The organism is Pseudonocardia nigra (assembly GCF_019396355.1).
In the GTDB taxonomy this organism is placed as follows: Bacteria; Actinomycetota; Actinomycetes; order Mycobacteriales; family Pseudonocardiaceae; genus Pseudonocardia; species Pseudonocardia nigra.
The window spans coordinates 1-17,538 of record NZ_JAHKRK010000175.1; the positions used below are offsets into that span (position 1 = coordinate 1).

General features: G+C 74.5%; 20 protein-coding genes and 1 pseudogene. 10 read left to right on the forward strand and 11 right to left on the reverse strand.

All coding sequences use genetic code 11. The features are described from left to right. Positions 1 to 180 precede the first annotated feature (180 nt). Positions 181 to 1,305 carry a lyase family protein gene (locus tag KME75_RS30580; protein WP_219418399.1) on the forward strand — a complete coding sequence of 375 codons (1,125 nt, stop codon included), beginning with the start codon at positions 181 to 183 and terminating at the stop codon, positions 1,303 to 1,305. 118 nt (positions 1,306 to 1,423) lie between these two features. Here KME75_RS30580 and KME75_RS30585 read toward each other — a convergent pair whose 3' ends face one another. Further along, entirely contained in the window at positions 1,424 to 2,023 is a 600-nt protein-coding gene (locus tag KME75_RS30585) for a TetR/AcrR family transcriptional regulator (protein ID WP_219418401.1), read from the reverse strand. After that, complete coding sequence (locus KME75_RS30590; protein ID WP_219418403.1) at positions 2,020 to 2,343, reverse strand: DMT family transporter; 324 nt, start codon at positions 2,341 to 2,343, stop codon at positions 2,020 to 2,022. Before KME75_RS30590 ends, KME75_RS30585 begins: the two co-directional genes overlap by 4 nt. A gap of 120 nt (positions 2,344 to 2,463) precedes the next feature. On the opposite strand from KME75_RS30590, the gene KME75_RS30595 reads away from it, so the two are divergent. Continuing rightward, positions 2,464 to 3,705, forward strand: a complete 1,242-nt coding sequence (locus tag KME75_RS30595) for an MFS transporter (protein ID WP_219418405.1) — start codon at positions 2,464 to 2,466, stop codon at positions 3,703 to 3,705. Here the strand turns inward: KME75_RS30595 and KME75_RS30600 are convergent, their stop codons facing one another. Genes KME75_RS30600 through KME75_RS30615 form a run of 4 tightly spaced genes read right to left on the reverse strand, consistent with a single transcriptional unit; the run spans position 3,706 to position 7,140 of the window. Continuing rightward, on the reverse strand, positions 3,706 to 4,317 hold the full coding sequence (locus KME75_RS30600; RefSeq protein WP_219418406.1) for a response regulator transcription factor: 612 nt from the start codon (positions 4,315 to 4,317) through the stop codon (positions 3,706 to 3,708). Then, positions 4,314 to 5,456: a sensor histidine kinase gene (locus tag KME75_RS46220; RefSeq protein ID WP_219418407.1), complete on the reverse strand. Its 1,143-nt coding sequence runs from the start codon at positions 5,454 to 5,456 to the stop codon at positions 4,314 to 4,316. The genes KME75_RS30600 and KME75_RS46220 overlap by 4 nt, the downstream gene beginning before the upstream one ends. Next, a complete protein-coding gene (locus tag KME75_RS30610; RefSeq protein WP_219418408.1) occupies positions 5,453 to 6,220 on the reverse strand; it encodes an ABC transporter permease in 768 nt (255 codons plus the stop codon). Before KME75_RS30610 ends, KME75_RS46220 begins: the two co-directional genes overlap by 4 nt. Then, the gene (locus tag KME75_RS30615; RefSeq protein WP_219418409.1) at positions 6,217 to 7,140 is read right to left on the reverse strand and encodes an ABC transporter ATP-binding protein; all 924 of its coding nucleotides are present in this window, start codon (positions 7,138 to 7,140) and stop codon (positions 6,217 to 6,219) included. The genes KME75_RS30610 and KME75_RS30615 overlap by 4 nt, the downstream gene beginning before the upstream one ends. Positions 7,141 to 7,265: 125 nt before the next feature. Here KME75_RS30615 and KME75_RS30620 point away from each other — a divergent pair, with 125 nt between their 5' ends. The 4 genes from KME75_RS30620 (at position 7,266) to KME75_RS30635 (ending at position 11,317) form a co-directional block, all read left to right on the forward strand. Continuing rightward, entirely contained in the window at positions 7,266 to 8,321 is a 1,056-nt protein-coding gene (locus KME75_RS30620; RefSeq protein ID WP_246633156.1) for a winged helix DNA-binding domain-containing protein, read from the forward strand. A gap of 152 nt (positions 8,322 to 8,473) precedes the next feature. Continuing rightward, positions 8,474 to 9,439: a GlxA family transcriptional regulator gene (locus KME75_RS30625; RefSeq protein WP_219418410.1), complete on the forward strand. Its 966-nt coding sequence runs from the start codon at positions 8,474 to 8,476 to the stop codon at positions 9,437 to 9,439. 106 nt (positions 9,440 to 9,545) lie between these two features. After that, the gene (locus KME75_RS30630; RefSeq protein ID WP_219418420.1) at positions 9,546 to 9,911 is read left to right on the forward strand and encodes a VOC family protein; all 366 of its coding nucleotides are present in this window, start codon (positions 9,546 to 9,548) and stop codon (positions 9,909 to 9,911) included. A 50-nt stretch (positions 9,912 to 9,961) separates the two neighbouring features. Then, on the forward strand, positions 9,962 to 11,317 hold the full coding sequence (locus KME75_RS30635; RefSeq protein WP_219418411.1) for an FAD-dependent oxidoreductase: 1,356 nt from the start codon (positions 9,962 to 9,964) through the stop codon (positions 11,315 to 11,317). A 43-nt stretch (positions 11,318 to 11,360) separates the two neighbouring features. Here KME75_RS30635 and KME75_RS30640 read toward each other — a convergent pair whose 3' ends face one another. After that, complete coding sequence (locus KME75_RS30640; protein WP_219418412.1) at positions 11,361 to 11,636, reverse strand: hypothetical protein; 276 nt, start codon at positions 11,634 to 11,636, stop codon at positions 11,361 to 11,363. Positions 11,637 to 11,857: 221 nt separating this feature from the next. On the opposite strand from KME75_RS30640, the gene KME75_RS30645 reads away from it, so the two are divergent. Continuing rightward, entirely contained in the window at positions 11,858 to 12,709 is an 852-nt protein-coding gene (locus tag KME75_RS30645; RefSeq protein ID WP_219418413.1) for an NAD-dependent epimerase/dehydratase family protein, read from the forward strand. Here the strand turns inward: KME75_RS30645 and KME75_RS30650 are convergent, their stop codons facing one another. Together KME75_RS30650 and KME75_RS30655 are read right to left on the reverse strand one after the other, a co-directional pair. Next, on the reverse strand, positions 12,710 to 13,939 hold the full coding sequence (locus KME75_RS30650) for an MFS transporter (protein WP_219418414.1): 1,230 nt from the start codon (positions 13,937 to 13,939) through the stop codon (positions 12,710 to 12,712). 60 nt (positions 13,940 to 13,999) lie between these two features. Beyond that, entirely contained in the window at positions 14,000 to 14,176 is a 177-nt protein-coding gene (locus KME75_RS30655; RefSeq protein WP_219418415.1) for a hypothetical protein, read from the reverse strand. Positions 14,177 to 14,306: 130 nt separating this feature from the next. Here KME75_RS30655 and KME75_RS30660 point away from each other — a divergent pair, with 130 nt between their 5' ends. Then, on the forward strand, positions 14,307 to 14,543 hold the full coding sequence (locus KME75_RS30660) for a type II toxin-antitoxin system Phd/YefM family antitoxin (RefSeq protein WP_219418416.1): 237 nt from the start codon (positions 14,307 to 14,309) through the stop codon (positions 14,541 to 14,543). Continuing rightward, positions 14,540 to 14,962: a type II toxin-antitoxin system VapC family toxin gene (locus KME75_RS30665; RefSeq protein WP_219418417.1), complete on the forward strand. Its 423-nt coding sequence runs from the start codon at positions 14,540 to 14,542 to the stop codon at positions 14,960 to 14,962. The genes KME75_RS30660 and KME75_RS30665 overlap by 4 nt, the downstream gene beginning before the upstream one ends. Before the next feature lie 10 nt (positions 14,963 to 14,972). On the opposite strand, the gene KME75_RS43915 is transcribed toward KME75_RS30665, so the two are convergent. Continuing rightward, positions 14,973 to 15,332, reverse strand: a complete 360-nt coding sequence (locus tag KME75_RS43915; RefSeq protein WP_246633157.1) for an LLM class oxidoreductase — start codon at positions 15,330 to 15,332, stop codon at positions 14,973 to 14,975. Between the two features lie 101 nt (positions 15,333 to 15,433). Further along, a pseudogene (locus KME75_RS43920) lies at positions 15,434 to 15,994 on the reverse strand (TIGR03617 family F420-dependent LLM class oxidoreductase); the annotation flags it as partial. Between the two features lie 137 nt (positions 15,995 to 16,131). Here KME75_RS43920 and KME75_RS30675 point away from each other — a divergent pair. Next, complete coding sequence (locus tag KME75_RS30675; protein ID WP_219418418.1) at positions 16,132 to 17,307, forward strand: glycosyltransferase 87 family protein; 1,176 nt, start codon at positions 16,132 to 16,134, stop codon at positions 17,305 to 17,307. Positions 17,308 to 17,538: the final 231 nt, after the last annotated feature.

A 17,538-nucleotide genomic window follows, 5' to 3' on the forward strand; every position in this document is an offset into this window, starting at 1 on the left:
GCCGGGAAGGCCCCCAGGCCTCAGACTTTGCTTCGGGCTAGACGCACCAATGCCAACCGAGCTCAGCCGGACCCGACCCGATTCTCATACCTCGTGGCGGCCGAAGGCCATGGGGGACTTTGCTGCAGTCGGGGCGGGTTCCAGTGGGGCTCGTCGCGGCCGACACGTAGGTTTCCGGCCATGGGAAGCGCGCTGTTCGATCCGCTGTTCGGGGCCGACCGGGTGGCCGCCCGGCTCGACGACGCATCCTGGGTCGCCGCTCTGGTGGCCGTCGAGGTCGCGCTGAGCGCGGCGGCGGCCGAGCAGGGCCTGGTCCCGGAGGCCGACGCGGAGCGGATCGCGGCGGTCGCGGCGGAGCTGGACGTCGACCCCGCCGCGCTCGGCCGGGCCGCCGTCGAGGGCGGCAACCCCGTGATCCCGCTGGTCCGGATCCTTCGGCAGGCCGCGGGGGAGGCCGGGCGGTCGGTGCACCCCGGGGCGACCAGCCAGGACGTCATGGACACCGCGGCGGTTCTGCTCACCGGGTGGGCGGGCGAGATCGTGCTCGACGACCTGCGCGGCGCCGCCGACGCCGCGGCCGCGCTCGCCGCCGCCCACCGCGACACCGCGATGATCGCCCGGACGCTCGGCCAGCAGGCCCTGCCCACGACGTTCGGGCTGGTGGCCGCGGGCTGGTGCGCGGGCCTGGACCGGGCCCGCACCGGGCTGGCCTGCGTCCTCGGCGCGCTGCCCGTCCAGTTCGGTGGCGCGGCCGGCACGCTCGCGGCGTCGCACCCGCACGGCCCGGCCGTCGCGGCGGGGCTCGCCCGCAGGCTGGGGCTCGCCGACGCGGCGCCGTGGCACACCGAGCGCACCCGGATCGGGGAGCTTGCCGGTGCGCTCGCCGTCGCCGCCGGGGCGTGCGCCAAACCCGCCACCGACGTCGTGCTGCTCGCGGGCACCGAGCTCGGCGAGGTGTCCGAGGCCGCCCCCGGCGACTCGTCGTCGATGCCGCACAAGCGCAACCCCATCGCCGCGATCACCGCGCGGGCGGCGGCCCGTCGCGCGCCGGGCCTGGCGGCGGTGCTGCTCGGCGCGGCCGATCACGAGCACCAGCGCGCCGCCGGGCCGTGGCACACCGAGTGGCAGACGCTCGGCGAGCTGCTGCGCGCGGGCGGCGGCGCGGCCGGGCGGCTGCGCACCTCCCTGGAGGGCCTGGTGGTCCACCCGGACCGGATGCTGGAGAACCTCGCCCGCACCACGACGGACGTCGCGGCCGGGCACGCCTCGGACCTGGTCGACAGCCTCCTCGCCGCCCGCCCTTGACCCGCGCGCCGGCCGCCGCTGGGTCCCGACTCGCGCACCCGTAGGCCCCGACTCGCGGTGTTCCGGGCCGGATCCCCGCGAGTCGGGCGATTCGTGTGCGCGAGTCGGGCGATCCGCGTCAGCCGGCGTCCCGCCCGCCGTCGACGAGCCGCGCGAGGACGGCGCGCACCTCCGCGGCGTCGGGTGGCGCGGGGTGGCAGAAGCAACGCAGGAACAGCCCGTCCACCGCGGCCACGACCCCGGTCCGCGCCACCGGATCGGGGACGTGCGGGGCGAGGAACGCGTCCACCGCGACCGTCCACCGGGCCGCCTCCGCCTGCAGGTCGGGGCGGCGGCCGGCCATGAGGAACAGCTCGTACTCCGCGGCGACGTGCGCGCGCCCCGGCCCCGAGCCCTCGGCGATCAGGGTGGCGAGCCGGGCGAGCGGATCGGCGTCGGCCGCGCAGGCCGCGAGCCGGTCCAGGTAGTCGTCGTTGCACGCGGTGAGCGCGGCGACGAGCAGGTCGTCGACAGTCGGGAAGTAGTACGTGACGGCGCTCGGCGGCGTGCCCGCCTCCTGCGCCACCGCCCGCTGGCTCACCGCGGACAGCCCGTCGCGCTCGATGACCCGCATCGTCGCGGCGAGCAGCTCGCGGCGGCGCCGCTCGCCCTTGCGGCGGCGCCCGTCGGCGATCTCCCCGGCGCTGATCTCTCCGGCGCTGATCTGCCCGCCGCTCAATGCCGCGCGCCCAGCTCGAGCGCCAGCACGCCGGCGATGACCAGGGCGATGCCGCCCGCCTGTACCCACGTGAGGCTCTCGCCGAGGAAGACGACCCCGATGATCGCGACGAGCGCCACGCCGACAGCGGCCCAGACCCCGTAGGCGACGCTGATCCCCATCCCGCGGGTGAGCGCCTGGGACAGCAGGACGAAGGCGGTGACGTACCCGACGACCACGACGATCGACGGGACGAGCCGCGTGAATCCCTCCGACAGCTTGAGCGCGGTGGTCGCGGCGACCTCGCTCAGGATCGCGGCGACGAGGAACAGCCAGGGCATCGGGACCTCCACATGCCGAACAACCTGAGCAGGTACTCCACAAACTACCAGAGCAGTCGCTCCATTTTCTGGGGCCAACGGCGGTCACTAGGCTCCCTCAGGGACCAAGGGGGCTCGCTCGTGACCGACCTCGTGCCGCTGCGCAGGAACACGCAATTCCAGCTGCTCTGGGCCGGCAGCGTCGTCTCCCAGCTCGGCTCGGAGCTCACCCGGCTGGCGCTGCCGCTGCTGGTGCTGGCGCTGACCGGCTCGCCGGGCTGGGCGGGGATCGTCACGGGCGCGGGCGTGGCGGCAGCCGTCCTCGTCCAGATGCCCGCAGGCGTGTGGGTGGACCGCTGGGACCGCCGCCGCACCCTGATCACCGGCCAGGCGGTCCGCACGGTCAACTCGGCGGTGCTCGCGGCCCTGATCCTCACCGGTCAGGTGCGGGTCTGGCAGGTCGTCGTCCTGGCCGTGGTCGACGGGCTCTGCGTGGCGTTCGCCGAACCGGCCAGGACGACGTCGATCCGCGCGGTCGTCCCCGTGGCGCAGCTGCCGCTGGCCTACATGCAGGAGGAGTCCCGCGCGCACGCCGCCCGGCTGGTCGGGCCGCCGCTCGGCGGCCTGCTCTACGGGCTCGGCCGCGCGGTGCCCTTCGTCGCCGACACGGTCACGTTCCTCGTCGCCCTGCTCTGCTCGATCGGCGCGAAGGTGCCGCGGCGGCCGGCGGGTGAGGAGCGGGCGCAGGCGAAGCGGAGCATGCGCCGCGACGCGGGTGAGGCGATCGCCTGGCTGTGGCACCAGCGGGGGCTCCGCGAGGTCTGCGCCGCGGTGATGGTCCTCAACCTGCTGGGCGGGGCGTTCCTGATCCCCCTGATCGTGCTGGTCGCTGACCGGGGCGGCGACGCGGTCACCACCGGCACGGTGCTCGCCGGCGCCGGGATCGGCGGGCTGATCGGGGCGCTCCTGTCCCACCGCACGGGCGCGCTGCTCCCGCCGGGGAAGCTGCTGATCACCGTCGTCACGCTGCTCGGCGCGGCGTTCGCGGCGATGACGATCCCGCTCGGCCCGTGGTGGCCCATGGTCCCGCTGGCGCTCTTCACGCTCTCGGCGCCCGCGCTCAACGTCGTGATGGACGTGGTGATCGCCCGGATGGTGCCCGAGGGGATGCTCGGCCGGATGGACGCGATCCTGACTATCGTCTCGCGCGGGCTCGCCCCCCTCGGCCCGGTGCTCGGCGGCGGGCTGGCCGCGCTGCTGGGCGGCTCGGGTGCGCTCCTCGTCATCGGTGGGCTGCTCCTGCTGACGGCCGCAGGTGCCGCCGCCGTCGGGGAGCTGCGCCGCTTCACCGGCGCCGCCGACGACGTGCCGGCCGCGTCGTGACTACAGCCAGCCGCGGTCGCGGGCGACGCGGGCGGCCTCGATCGGGTTGCGCACGCCGAGCTTGGTGATCGCGGTGGACAGGTAGTTGCGGACCGTGCCCTCGGCCAGGTGCAGCCGCGTGGCCATGTCCCCGTTGGGCAACCCGTCGGCGGCCAGGCGCAGCACGTCGCGTTCGCGGTCGGTCATCGGGTCGGCGCCGTCCCACGCCGCCACGGCCAGCGCCGGGTCCACCACGCGCTCGCCGGCGTGCACCCGCCGCACCGTGTCCATGCGCTGGTCGATTGGGGCGTCCTTGAGCACGTAGCCCGCCACGCCGCTGTCCATCGCCCGGCGCAGGTAGCCCGAACGCGCGAACGTCGTGACGATCATCATCCGGGTGCGGGCGCCGCGCCTGCGCAGCTCGGCGGCGACGTCGAGGCCGGTGAGCCCGGGCATCTCGATGTCGGTGACGAGCACGTCCGGGTCGTGCGCGAGCACCGCGGCGAGCGCGGCGGCGCCGTCGGTGGCGGTCGCGACGACGTCGAGGTCGGGTTCGAGCCCCAGGAGCTGGGCGAACGCGCCGAGCACCATCGCCTGGTCCTCGGCCAGCACCACGCGGATCGGGCTGCTCACGTGGCCACCGCCGAGGGCACGACCACTGTCACCGCCCTGCCCTCCCGCGTCCGCCGCTGCACCTCGCCGCCGATCGCGGCGATCCGCTCGCGCATCCCGATCATCCCGTTGCCCTCCGGCGCGTCGCCGCCCACCCCGTCGTCGGCGACCTCGAGGACGACGCGCCCGTCCACCTGCCGCAGTGCCACGGTGCAGCGGGACGCGTGGGCGTGGCGCACCACGTTCGTGACGGCCTCGCGCAGCGCGAGCCCCAGTGCAGTCTCGGCCGACGGGGTGAACACCAGCTCGGGCTCGCGGGCCACCGACAGCTCGACGCCCGCCGCGGCGAGTGCGTCCCCGGCGACGCCGAGCTCGTCGTCGATGTCCACCTGCCGCCAGCCGGACACGGTCTCGCGCACCTCGGCCAGCGCTGCCCGTGCCGCCCGCTCCACCTGCGCCATCTCGGCGATCCCGGCCTCGGCGTCGCTGCGCGCGAGGCGCTGGGCGAGCTGGGAGCGCACGACGATGCCGGTGAGGGTCTGCCCCAGCAGGTCGTGCAGGTCGCGGGCGATCCGCTCGCGATCGCTCAATGTGGCGAGGTGCTCGACCTGGGCGTTGCGGAACCGGGTGGCGCGGGCGTGCGCGGCCTGCTCGTGCGCGATGAACCCGATGATCCAGATCAGCACCAGGGACGGCCCGAACGTGAACAGCCGCCAGGGCATCTCGATGTGGGAGACCAGCGCCATCCCGAGCAGCAGCAGCGTGAGGCCCGCCTGCCAGCGCAGCACCGCACGGCGCGACAGCGCGGAGCCCGCCAGCCCGGCGGCGTACACGAGCAGGATGTTCGCGCCCGCGTTCAGCGGTGTGGCGAGCACCGCGAGCACCGTGGTGATCGCGGGCGCCCGCCGGGCCAGCACCCCGCCCTCGGCCTCCACGAGCAGGGAGAACGGCACGAAGACGGCGATGACCGCGACCCCGACGACGTACTGCAGCGGCCCGCTCGTCGGGTCCAGCAACGGCACGTAGATCAGCGCCGAGAGCCAGATCGCGGTCCAGAGCGAGGAGAGGTGCCACTGCTGCCGCACCAGTGACCAGCGGTCGCGCAGCATCGCGGCGCCCCGCCGGCGGGTGGGGCGCGCGGCGTGGTCGGCCCGGGTCACACCCGGAGGTTACGGTAGGCCCAGGCCGCGAGGCCGCCGCCGACCGCCGTCATGATCAGCAGCGCGAGCAGGTGGCCGAGCGCCGGCGCCCCGGTCAGCTGGGCGAGCGCGAGCCGGCTCAGGTGGTAGGTCGGCAGGAACGGTGCCACCGCCTGCACGAACCCGGGCAGCATGTCCAGCGGGAACCACAGCCCCGACGCGATCACCATGGGGAAGAACACCGCGTTGAGCACGGCCGCGGCCGCGTTCGACGACGTCACGAACCCGATCGCCAGCCCGAGCAGCGCGAACGGCAGGCTGCCGACGAGCAGCACCCCGACGAGCCGCAGCCAGGCGCCCGGCTCCACCACCGGGCCGGCCAGCGCGACCGACACGGCGCTGATCGCGAGCAGCGACGCGAGCGCGTAGGGCAGGGCGGCGATCACCTTCGCGGCGATCGTGGTGCCGATCGGTGCGGCCGACACCTTCTTCACGCGCAGCCAGCCGCGGGTCCGGTCGTCGGCCACGGCCATGCCGGGACTGATCAGCATCACCGACACCACGCCGAACGTGCCGTAGGTGGCGAGCATCCGGGCGGCCCACGGGATCCCCTCCGGGGCGGTCCCGGCGCCGAACAGCGAGGCGAACATCGCGAACATCGCCACCGGCATGAGCACCGAGAAGAACAGCGCGACGGGTTCCCGGACGATCGCCCGCAGGCCCTCGGCCACCTCCACGCGCAGCACCCGCAGGTTGAGCGCCTCGCGTCCTGTCACCGTGCTCATGCCGGCACCTCCGTCGGCTCGATGTCGCGGTCCTCGGTGCCCTCGCCGGTGAGCGCGAACAGCGCGCGCTCCAGCCCGGCCCCCTCGACACGCAGGTCGGCGAGCCCGTCGTCGAGGCCCAGCCACTGCCGGAGCACGTGCTCGGGCTCGGCGGTCGCCACCCGGACGCGGTCGCCGTCGCGGCGCACCGACCGGACGCCGGGCAGCGCCTGCAGCACGCCGTCGCCGAGGACCGTGCGCGCGGTGATCGTGCGGTCGGGCAGCAGCGCGGTGAGCCCGGCCGGGGTGTCGGCGGTGACGACGCGACCGCGGTGCAGCACCGCGACGTGGTCGGCCACCGCGGCGGCCTCCTCCACGATGTGCGTGGTCAGCAGGACGCCCGCGCCGGCGTCGCGCCGGGCGGCGATCGTCTGCCAGAACGTCCGCCGCGAGGTGATGTCGAGCCCGACGGTGGGCTCGTCCAGCAGCAGCAGGTCCGGGTCGCCGACCAGCGCCATCGCGAGCGCCACCCGCTGCTGCTGCCCGCCGGAGAGCTTGCCGGCCCGCCGCCGGGCGAGATCGGTGATCTCGACCTCGGTGAGGACGGGCCCGGCCGCGCCCGCCGAGCGGCCCGCCCGCACCGCCGCGCCGCGGACCAGCTCGGCGACGGTCAGCATGGTGGGAAAGCCCATTTTCTGCTGGACGACGCCCAGGTGCCGGCGGGTAGCGGCGCGCCGCGGGTCGCCCCCGCACACGGCGACCCGGCCGGTCTGCACCGTGAGCAGCCCGGTGGCCAGCCCCACGAGGGTCGTCTTCCCCGCACCGTTGGGGCCGAGCAGCGCCACGCACTCGCCCGCCCGGACCGTGACGCCCACCCCGGCGAGGGCCGCCGATGCGCCGTAGCGGTGGTGCACACCGTCGATCTGCAGTACCTCGCTCATGGCGTCGACGATCTCGGCTGCGGACGCCGCGGGGCAGTGGGCGGGATCAGGGCTTCGGCCTGACGAATGTCATGCCGGCGCGGACGCCGCCCGGAACTGTCGGGGGTGCCGGGCAGACTGCCGGCATGACCCACCGCGTGCTGTCCACCCACGAGCTCAACCGGGCCGTGCTCGCCCGTCAGCTCCTGCTGGAGCGCTCCACGCTCGCGCCGGAGCAGGCGGTGGAGCAGGTGGCGGGCCTGCAGACGCAGCACGCGCCGTCGGGGTACGTGGGGCTGTGGTCGCGGTTGGCCGACTTCGGCCGGGAGCAGCTCACCGACGCCCTGCACGTCGGCCGGATCGTGCAGGGCTGGGTCATGCGCTCCACCATCCACATGGTCTCCGCGCGCGACTACGCCCCGTTCACGGAGGCGGTGCGCGCGGTCCGGCGGGACTGGTGGGTCCGCACGTGGAAGCCGGGCACGGGGCTCGACATGCGTGCCGTCGCCGACTCGGTCCGGGGGTACCTGGCCGACGGGCCGCTCAAGCAGGCCGAGCTCCAGCGGCGGCTCGCGGGCGACGGCTTCCCGAAGGAGGTGTGGCCCGGCGTCCAGCTGTGGGTCGACCTGGTGCGGGTGCCGCCCGCGGGCACCTGGCACACGCCGCGCGCCCACGTCTACGGCCTGGCGGAGCGCACGGTCCCGGCGCCGCAGCCGCCGCCGTCGGAGGCGGAGGGCCGCGACGCGCTCGTCACCCGGTACCTCGCCGGGTTCGGGCCGGCGTCGGCCAAGGACATCGCGTCGTTCTGCGGCTGGAACATCACCACCACGCGCGAGGTGCTGGCGCGACTGGAACTGCGGCGGTTCCGCGACGAGTCCGGGGGCGAGCTGGTGGACGTCCCCGGGGCGCCGCTGCCGCCCGCCGACACCCCGGCACCGGTCCGGTTCCTGGGCCAGTGGGACGCCAACATGCTGGTCCACGTGCGGCGGGCGCAGATCCTGCCGGAGGAGTTCCGGCCGCGGGTCTTCGCACCGTCGATGCCGCAGTCGGTGCCCACGTTCCTCGTCGACGGCCGAGTGGCGGGCACCTGGCGGTTCGCCGACGGCGGGGTCCGGTGGGAGCCGTTCCACGACCTGCCGTCGGTCGTGCGGAAGGAGGTGGACGAGGAGGCGGAACAGCTCAGCGCATTCGCCGCGGGATGACGGGGCGCACGATCGACAGGGTGACGGCGAGGGCCACGAGGAGCAGGACGAGAAGGGCGGTGGTCATGGCAGAAAGTATCTGAGCAGCGAGATGCTGCCACTAGTGGCAGAAGCGCCTCTCCGAGGCAACATCCTGCCACTAGACTGCGGGCATGCTGTCGTCCGTCGCCGCGCTGCTGCTGCCGCCGGTCACGCCGTTCGAGTTCGGCACGATCTCCGAGGTCTTCGGCCTCGACCGCACGGAGGAGGGGGTGCCACCCTTCGACTTCCGGGTGTGCGGGCCGGTGGCGGGGGAGACGCTGCCGAGCACGATCGGCGTCGGGATCACGCCGCCGTACGGGCTGGAGGGGCTGCAGGGAGTTGACGTCGTCGCCGTCTCCGCCACCCAGATGCGCGAATTCCCCGAGCCGGTGCTCGACGCGGTCCGGGAGGCCGCCGGCGCCGGCAGCACGATCCTCTCGGTCTGCTCGGGGATCTTCGTGCTCGCCGCAGCCGGGCTGCTCGACGGCAGGCGCTGCACCGCCCACTGGATGAACGTCGACGAGCTGCGGGAACGCTACCCGCTCGCCCTGCTCGACCCGGACGTCCTGTACGTCGACGACGGCAACATCATCACGAGCGCGGGCACCGCCGCGGGGATCGACGCCTGCCTGCACCTCGTGCGCCGGGAGCTCGGCAGCGCGGTCGTCAACGCGATCGCGCGGCGGATGGTGGTGCCCCCGCAGCGCGACGGTGGTCAGCGGCAGTACGTGCAGCAGCCGATCCCGCAGTGCTCGGCCGACGGCCTGGCCCCGGTGCTCGACTGGGTGCTCGAGCACCTCGAGGTCGAGCACACGGTGTCCGACCTCGCGCGGCGGGCGCGGATGTCCGACCGCAGCTTCGCGCGCCGGTTCGTCGCCGAGACCGGCACCACGCCGCACCGCTGGCTCACCCTCCAGCGCGTGCTGCGCGCGCAGCGGCTGCTGGAGGACACCGACCTCGGCGTCGACGAGGTGGCCGAACGCAGCGGCTTCGGCGGCGGTGCCCTGCTGCGCCACCACTTCCGCAAGGTCGTCGGGGTGGCCCCGGCCGACTACCGGCGCACCTTCGCCGGCCGGCGCGCTCTGGCCGGGCAGTAGGCGCCGTCCGCGTGCCCGCCGGAGTTGACAGCGGCCGCGAGCGGGGGCAGCGTCGGGTCGGCCCACTGTGATCGACAGAGGAGGTCGCGTGGCTCAGCCGCCGACGATGAGGCTGGTCGCCACCGTGCTCGGCGCACCGAGCGCCCGTGAGCTCGCCACGTTCTACGAGCGGCTGCTCGGCTGGCCGGCGTCGCAGGACGATCCGGACTGGGTGACGATCCGCCGGCCCGACGGCGGGCCCGGGCTGTCGTTCCAGACCGAGCCCGACCACGTGCGGCCCACGTGGCCACCGGCCGAGGGCCACCAGCAGATGATGATGCACCTGGACATCCAGGTCGACGATCTCGAGGCGGCCGGAGCGCACGCGGCCGCGCTGGGTGCGCAGCTCGCGGAGTTCCAGCCGCAGGAGGGCGTCCGGGTCTGGATCGACCCGGCCGGCCATCCGTTCTGCCTGTTCCTGCCCGGCTGGTAGGGCAGCGCACCGCCGAGCAGGCCGCGTCACGACCGACGGGAGACGATTCCATGGAGCAGCCACCGCCTCGCGTCGCCGTGATCGGGGCCGGGCCGTCGGGGCTGTACGCGGCAGCGGCGCTGCTCGCCTCCGGAGCCCCGGTGAGCGTCGAGGTGCTCGACCGGCTGCCGGCCCCGTACGGGCTGGTCCGCTACGGCGTGGCGCCCGACCACGTGAAGATGAAGTCGGTCATCCGGGTGCTGCAGCAGCCCTTCGACCCGGCGCAGGTGGAGTTCCTCGGCGGGGTCCGGGTGGGGGAGGGCGGGGTTCCGCTCGACGTGCTCCGCGAGCACTTTCACGCGATCGTGCACGCCACCGGCAGCTCGGTCGACCGGAGCCTCGGCATCCCGGGCGAGGACCTCGCCGGCTCGCTCGGCTCGGGCGCGTTCGTCAGCTGGTACTGCGGTCACCCCGATCACGTCGAGCTCCGGCCGTCGCTCGACCACCCCGGCGTGGCGGTCGTCGGCGCGGGCAACGTGGCGCTCGACGTCGCCCGCGTGCTCGCCAGGAGCGCCGACGAGATGGCCGCCACCGACGTTCCCGAGCCGGTGCTCGACGCCCTGCGCGGCAGCGCCGTCCGCGACGTGCACGTGCTGATCCGCCGTGGCCCGCAGCACGTCCGGTTCACCCCGGCCGAGCTGCGCCAGATCGGCGAGCTCGCGGGCGCCGACGTCGTCGTGCACGACGACGGCCTGCTGGCCGACGGTGTGGCGGAGCCCGACGACAAGCGGCAGCGGCAGAACCTGCAGCTACTGACCGGGTGGGCGGCCGCGCAGCCGTCCGGGAAGCCCCGGCGCGTGCACCTGCGCTTCCTGCGCAGCCCGGTCCGGATCCTCGGCGACGGCGGCCGGGTCACCGGCGTGGTGGTGGAGCGCAACCGGATCGACGCGGACGGCCGCGTGGTCGGGACCGGTGTGGAGGAGATGCTCGACGCCGGCCTGGTCGTCCGGGCGATCGGGTACTCCGCCGAGCCCGTGCCCGGCCTGCCGTTCGACGAGCGCACCGGTACCGTCCCGAACGATCACGGGCGCGTGGTGCGCGACGGTGTGCCGGTGCCCGGTGCGTACGTCACCGGCTGGATCAAGCGCGGCCCCACCGGGGTGATCGGCACGAACAAGGGCGACGCGGCGGAGACCGTCGCGTCGCTGCTCGCCGACCTGCCCGACCTCCCGGCCCCGCCGCACCCCGAGCCGGAGGCGCTGCGGGAGGCGCTCGCCGAGCACGGCGTCCGGCCGGTCGCCTGGTCGTCATGGCTGCGCCTGGACGCCGAGGAGGTCCGGCGCGGCGGCCTGCGCGGGGCGGAGCGGGTGAAGGTGGCCGAGCTGGCCGAGATGCTGGACGTCGCGCACGGGGCCGCCGCCCGCTGAGCCCCACGGCCCTCACCCGGGCGAGGGCCGTGGGACTCAGCGCTCAGCAGGGGGCGACCGACACGACGGCGGGCAGTGCGGCGATTCGCTCCGCGAACCCGGCCGACTCGGCGGTCGTGAGGGACACCGTGCAGGTGACCGAGCTGTACGGGACGCCGTCGCGGACGTCGACGGTGAAGTCGCGGACCGGGAACCCGCAGGCCTGCAGCGCTGCACCGACGTGCAGCACGCCGTCCATGCCGCCGGTGGTGACGATCTCGTGCCGGCGCTGCAGGCGGGGGGTCCAGGTGGTACGGGGGGAGTGGTCGAGAATTGACATGATCGGCTCCGGGGAGTGCCACGGCGATGGGGACTCGAGCCAGGCCTCGCGGGTAGCGGAGAGGCGCGTCGGCAGCCTGGCTCAGCCGACGCGCGGGTCTACTACCGCGCCGGGAGCGAGGAGGGTCTGCATATTGGCAGGATAGCCCCGTCCGCCCGTCCTCGGCTTCCCGACCTCCCCATCCGGGTGGGCACCCGATCGAACGACACCGGAGGAGAAGCATGACGACCGTCGCCGTGACCGGGAGCAGCGGCAAGCTCGGCCGCCACGTGGTGCGCGACCTGCAGGCGCACGGCTACCGGGTGGTCGCGCTCGACCGCGTGCTCGATCCGGGCTCGCCGGCCGCTGCGGCGGTGCGGGTGGATCTGACCGACCACGGGCAGGTCCTCGAGGCGCTCACCGCCGTCGACGACCGGCACGACGGCGTGGACGCCGTCGTCCACCTCGCCGCGATCCCGGCGCCCGGGCTCACAACGAACGCGGCCACCTTCGCGAACAACATCACCGCAACCCACAACGTCTTCGCCGCCGCCCGCACCGCCGGGGTCCGCAACGTCGTCTGGGCGTCGAGCGAGACCGTGCTGGGCCTGCCGTTCGACGCGCCGCCGCCCTACATCCCGGTGGACGAGGCGTACCCGGTGCGCCCCGAGAGCACGTACTCGCTGGTCAAGAGCCTGGAGGAGGAGATGGCCCGGCACTTCTGCCGCTGGGCCCCGGACCTGAAGATGATCGGGCTGCGGTTCTCCAACGTCATGGACCCCGAGGACTACGCGGCGTTCCCGGCGTTCGACGCCGACCCGCAGCTGCGGCGCTGGAACCTCTGGGGCTACATCGACGGCCGCGACGGCGCCCAGGCGGTGCGGCGCGCGCTGGAGCACGACGGCACCGGGGTGGAGGTGTTCGTGATCGCGAACGCGGACACGGTGATGTCGCGGTCGAGTGCCGAGCTCGCGGCCGAGGTGTACCCGGGGGTGCCGGTCACCCGTGAGCTCGGCGAGCACGAGACGCTGCTGTCGATCGACAAGGCCCGCCGCGTGCTCGGGTACGAGCCGCAGCACACCTGGCGGGCGTGATCACACGGTCAGCGGCGCCGGGTCCGGGTCGTCGAGCCGGGCCGGGGTGAACCACCGCCACGCCACGGCCGTGAGCGCGGCCATCCCGGCGAAGGCGATCCAGAACGGCGCGGTGATGCCCAGCCCGCGGGCCAGCAGACCGCCGCTGAGCGCGCCGAGTGCCGAGCCGCCGATCGCGAACAGGAAATAGCCGCTGTTGACGCGCCCGCGCAGCGCGTCGGGAACCACGCGCTGGCGCCACGACAGCGTGATCACACCCCAGACGGCGGCGTGCGCGCCGAAGACCACCAGGGTGGCGACGGCGACCCACGGCAGCGTCGTCAGCGCGAGGGACAGGTGCGTGCACGTCTCGATCACCAGGCCCACCCGCAGCAGCAGCGAGGCACCGAAGCGGTCCTGGAGCCGGGCGGCCACGGCCGACCCGGCGAGACCGCCCACGGCGCTCGCGGCGAGCAGGACGCCGAAGCCGACCTCGTCGAGGCCGAGGCGTTCCCGCGCGTAGAGCACGAGGATCGCGAACGCGCCGGCGAGCGTGACGTTCATCAGGCACAGGCAGACGGCCAGCATCCGCAGGACCGGATGGCCCATCAGCGCCCGGATGCCGGTGGCGATGTCGCGGCGCAATGGATTGCGCGGTCCCGTCGGCTCCGGGCGTGGCGCGACGCGGAGGGTGGCGACCAGCAGGGCGGCGAGGACGAACGTGGCGGCGTTGAGCGTGAACGGCACGGCCGCGACGACGAACAGCGCGGCCCCGAGTGGCGGCGCCAGCAGCTGGTTGCCGACGATGTGCACGCCCATCATGCGGGCGTTGGCCCGCGGCAGCTGCTCGGGGGCGACGACGGCCGGGATCAGGGCGGTGCTCGCGTTGTCGGCCAGCGTCTCCATCGAGCCGATGACGAACAGCGCGGTGTACACGAGCGCGACCGTCACCACGTCCGTCGCGATCGCGACCGCGAGCCCGCCGATGACGAGACCGCGCACCAGGTTGACCAGCACCACGAGCCTGCGCCGGTCCAGCCGGTCCACGTAGACGCCCGCCGGCAGCGCGAACAGCAGCCACGGCAGCTGCTGGACGAACATCGCGCCCGCGACCAGTGCGGGGTCGGCCGTCAGCGAGGCGAGCAGCAGCGGCCCGGCCGCGAGCGCGACGCCGTCGCCGATGTTGGAGACGGCGCTCGCCGTCCACAACCGCGCGAACCCGCCCCCGAGTGACGCCCCCCGAGCCCCCACCCCGGCAGCGTGCCCGCCCCACCCCGCCGGGGCAAACGGGTTCGCCCCGGGCGCACGCGATCAGTGGCGGGCGCGGCGCCAGCCGGACGTTCGGGCCCCCACGCCGGCGAGGTGCAGCGCGAGGCAGAGGAGCCCGGCCACGACGAGCAGCTGGCTGTCGAGCGGCGCGAGGGTGAAGCCGGCGAGCTGGAAGATGAGGGCCAGGCCGAACAGGACGGCGGCGACGATCGCGAGCATGGTGTCCTCCGCGGGATCGTGATGCTGCGGATGGTCCCCCTCCGTACCGGGGTTGGACAGGGGTTCGCGCTGGTCGTGACGGTGTCGTTGCCGAACGATCGACGTGTATCACCAGTGATACAGTCGCGAGATGGCCGAGGTGAGCATTCGCGACCTGCGCAACCACGGAGGCGACGTCCTGCACCGCGTCGAGCAGGGCGAAACGATCCTCGTCACTCGTGCGGGCACTCCGGTGGGCGAGCTGCGGCCGCTGCCGCGGCCACGGCTGAGTGCAGCCTCCCTGCTGGCCCGCTGGCGGACCGTGCCGGCGATTGACCCGGGCGCCTTCCGCGCGGACATCGACGCGGTTCTGGACCCCACCCTGTGAGCGGCCCGGTTCGCCGAGGTCTACTCGACACCAGCGGCGTCATCGCCCTCCCGCGGCTGCGCACCGAGCGGCACCTCCCCGAGGAGCCGCTGATCTCGACGATCACGCTGGCGGAACTGTCGGTCGGGCCCCTGGTGGCGACCACCGAGGCGGAGCGGGCCTCCCGGCAGACCGTGCTGCAGCAGGCGGAGTCCGACTTCGAACCGCTCCCCTTCGACGCCTCGGCCGCACGTGCCTTCGGACGGGTCGCGTCGGCGCTGCGGCAGGCCGGCCGCACGCCGCAGGCCCGCGCGTACGACGCGCTGATCGCCGCGGTGGCGATCGCGAACGACATCCCCGTCCACACCTGCAACCCCGCCGACTTCACCGGGATCGAGGACCTGCAGGTGGTGGCCGTTCCGGTGCCCGACCCCGCCTGACCCGCTCAGCTCAGCCGGCCCGGAGCGTCTCGATGGCCGGCGCGAAGAGCGCGTCGCCGTGCGCGTACGGCGCATAGAACGTGAACCGGTCGACCGCGTCGCCCCAGCGCTCCAGCACCGCAGCGCCCAGCCGGTCGGGCTCCGCGACCACGGCGAAGGCGTGCAGCACCTCGTCGTCGACGAGCTCGCCCATCCGCTGCCACCGCTCGGGGTCGCTGCCGCGGGAGAGCCGGTTGAGCTCGACGCCCAGCTCACCCCACCCGTGCAGCTCGAGCACGGGGCGGTAGGCCGGGGTGCTGCCGTAGAACGCGATCTGCTCGCGGACCCCGCGCGCCGCGGCCGCCATCTCCTCCTCGGTGGCGCCGGACACGACGAAGCCGGAGAAGCTGACCGAGAAGTCGGGGAGCGAGCGGCGGACGTCTCGAGCGCCGCGGTGAGGATCGGCAGCGTCCGCTCGTCGAGGTAGCGCCGCGTGGTGAACGCGTGCGGCAGCACCCCGTCGCAGACCTCGCCCGCCACGCGCGTCATGTGCTCGCCGACCGCGGCGAGATAGACCTTCGGCGGGCCCCACGGGCTCGGCGCGGGCGTGAAGAACGGGGCCATGAGGGTGTGGGAGTAGAAGTCGCCCCGGAAGCGCAGCGGCTCGCCGTCGTTCCACGCCGCCCAGATCGCCCGTAGCGCCTGCACGTACTCCCGCATCCGCGGCGCCGGATGGCTCCAGGGCATCGCGAAGCGCCGCTCGATGTGCGGCCGCACCTGGCTGCCCAGCCCGAGCAGGAACCGACCCTGCGCATGCACCTGCAGGTCGTGCGCCACGTAGGCGGTGCTCATCGGGTTGCGGGCGAACGCGACGGCGATCGCGGTGCCGACGTCGAGTCGCTCGGTGTGCTCGGCCACCGGCATCAGCGGCAGGAACGGGTCGTGCGGACCCTCGAAGCTCCACAGCCCGGCGTACCCGGCCGCCTCCTGCGCCCGCGCCTTGGCGGCGAGCTCCGCCAGCCCGGTGCCCCGCAGCATCGCGTCGACCTTCATCGGTTCCTCCGCTCCCTCGTCCGATTCACACCGGCCTGCCGACGATCATCGTGTCCCGGGCCGCCGCGCGGATCAAGGCGGGCATCCGCACGTCGCTAGCCTCGTCCGGGCTGCCTGGAACGGTGAGCGGAGGGTCGATGACCGGAACGGACGTCGCGCGTCCCGCTGTGGGTCGGCGCGCGGTGCTGAGCGTGGGGATGCCGGTCGCGGCCGCGATCGTCCTCGCGCAGGTCGTCGTGGTCGCGCTCTGGCCGGACGCGCACCTGCTGCTGATCGATCTGGAGGTGTACCGGGCGGGCGGCGAGCGCGTGCTGGGGGGCGCACCGCTGTACGCCGCGGGCGTGGTGGCCGACCTGCCGTTCGTCTACCCGCCGTTCGCCGCGGTCCTGTTCGCGCCGCTCGCGCTGTTGCCACTCGGCCTGCTCAAGGCGCTCTGGACGGCGGCGGGCATCGGTCTGCTCGGCTACGTCGTGCACCGCTGCCTGCGGGCGCTCGGCGTGGCGCCGTCGATCGTCCTGACCTCGGTGCTCACCGTGGCCGCCACGGCCCTCGACCCGGTGCGCACCACCCTGTACCTCGGCCAGATCAACATCGTCCCCCTCGCGCTCGTGGTCGGCGACGTGCTCGGCAGGCGGGAGAGCCGATGGCGCGGCGTGGGCGTCGGGCTCGCGGCGGCGATCAAGCTGACGCCGCTGGTCTTCGTCGCCTACCTGGTCGTGACCCGGCGGCTGCGGGCGGCCGCGGTGGCCGTCGCCACGTTCGCGGCGGCCGCAGCTCTCGGCTTCCTCGTCGCCCCCGCCGACTCCGCCACGTTCTGGCTCGACGGCACGTTCGCCGCCGCCGACCGCATCTCCGACGTCGCCGGCAGCAGCAACCACTCGCTGAACGGCCTGCTCGCGCGGCTGATCGGCGAGACCAAGGCCGGATGGCTCGTCGGGGCCGGCGTGCTCGGGCTGGTCACGATCGCGCTGGCCGTGCGCGCACACCGGGTCGGGCAGGAGCTTCTCGCGGTGACGCTGTGCGGCCTCGCGTCCGCCGCGCTGGCACCGTTCGCGTGGTCGCACCACTGGGTGTGGTTCGTGCCGCTGCTCGTGCTCCTGGGCCACGGCGCGGCGGCCGGGGCGCGGGGCGCAGGGCTGCTGGGGGCGGGTGTGCTGGCCGGCACGGTCGCCGTGATCACGGCCCTGCCTGGACCCGGCGTCGGCCCGCTCCCGCAGACCGGGCTGATCTCGCTGTACCCCGACGTCTACCTGCTGCTGTTCGTTGCCGTGCTCGTAGGCAGCGGCCGCTGGCTCCGCCGCCGCGTCCCGTAGGGGCGACTCGCCTGTCGAAACCGGGCGACTCGCCTGTTGAAACCGGGCGACTCGCCTGTCGAAACCGGGCGACTCGCGCACCCCCCGCGAGTCGCCCGTTTTCCGCGGGTGAGTCGCCCGTTCCTGCCGCGCGAGTCGCCCGTTTCAGCCGCGCGAGTCGCCCGTTTCAGACAGGCGAGTCGCCCGTCCGAGACGGGTGAGTCGCCCCCCGAAATGCGGGAGGGGCCCGCC

Bases quoted from the DNA above. Each gene is read 5' to 3' on its own strand.
- KME75_RS30615 (WP_219418409.1), bottom strand. From the start codon at position 7,140: ATGAGCGAGGTACTGCAGATCGACGGTGTGCACCACCGCTACGGCGCA.
- KME75_RS30640 (WP_219418412.1), bottom strand. From the start codon at position 11,636: ATGTCAATTCTCGACCACTCCCCCCGTACCACCTGGACCCCCCGCCTG.
- KME75_RS30645 (WP_219418413.1), top strand. From the start codon at position 11,858: ATGACGACCGTCGCCGTGACCGGGAGCAGCGGCAAGCTCGGCCGCCAC.
- KME75_RS30675 (WP_219418418.1), top strand. From the start codon at position 16,132: ATGACCGGAACGGACGTCGCGCGTCCCGCTGTGGGTCGGCGCGCGGTG.
- KME75_RS30660 (WP_219418416.1), top strand. From the start codon at position 14,307: ATGGCCGAGGTGAGCATTCGCGACCTGCGCAACCACGGAGGCGACGTC.
- KME75_RS30625 (WP_219418410.1), top strand. From the start codon at position 8,474: ATGCTGTCGTCCGTCGCCGCGCTGCTGCTGCCGCCGGTCACGCCGTTC.
- KME75_RS30630 (WP_219418420.1), top strand. From the start codon at position 9,546: ATGAGGCTGGTCGCCACCGTGCTCGGCGCACCGAGCGCCCGTGAGCTC.
- KME75_RS30620 (WP_246633156.1), top strand. From the start codon at position 7,266: ATGACCCACCGCGTGCTGTCCACCCACGAGCTCAACCGGGCCGTGCTC.
- KME75_RS30635 (WP_219418411.1), top strand. From the start codon at position 9,962: ATGGAGCAGCCACCGCCTCGCGTCGCCGTGATCGGGGCCGGGCCGTCG.
- KME75_RS30610 (WP_219418408.1), bottom strand. From the start codon at position 6,220: ATGAGCACGGTGACAGGACGCGAGGCGCTCAACCTGCGGGTGCTGCGC.
- KME75_RS30655 (WP_219418415.1), bottom strand. From the start codon at position 14,176: ATGCTCGCGATCGTCGCCGCCGTCCTGTTCGGCCTGGCCCTCATCTTC.
- KME75_RS30590 (WP_219418403.1), bottom strand. From the start codon at position 2,343: ATGCCCTGGCTGTTCCTCGTCGCCGCGATCCTGAGCGAGGTCGCCGCG.
- KME75_RS30580 (WP_219418399.1), top strand. From the start codon at position 181: ATGGGAAGCGCGCTGTTCGATCCGCTGTTCGGGGCCGACCGGGTGGCC.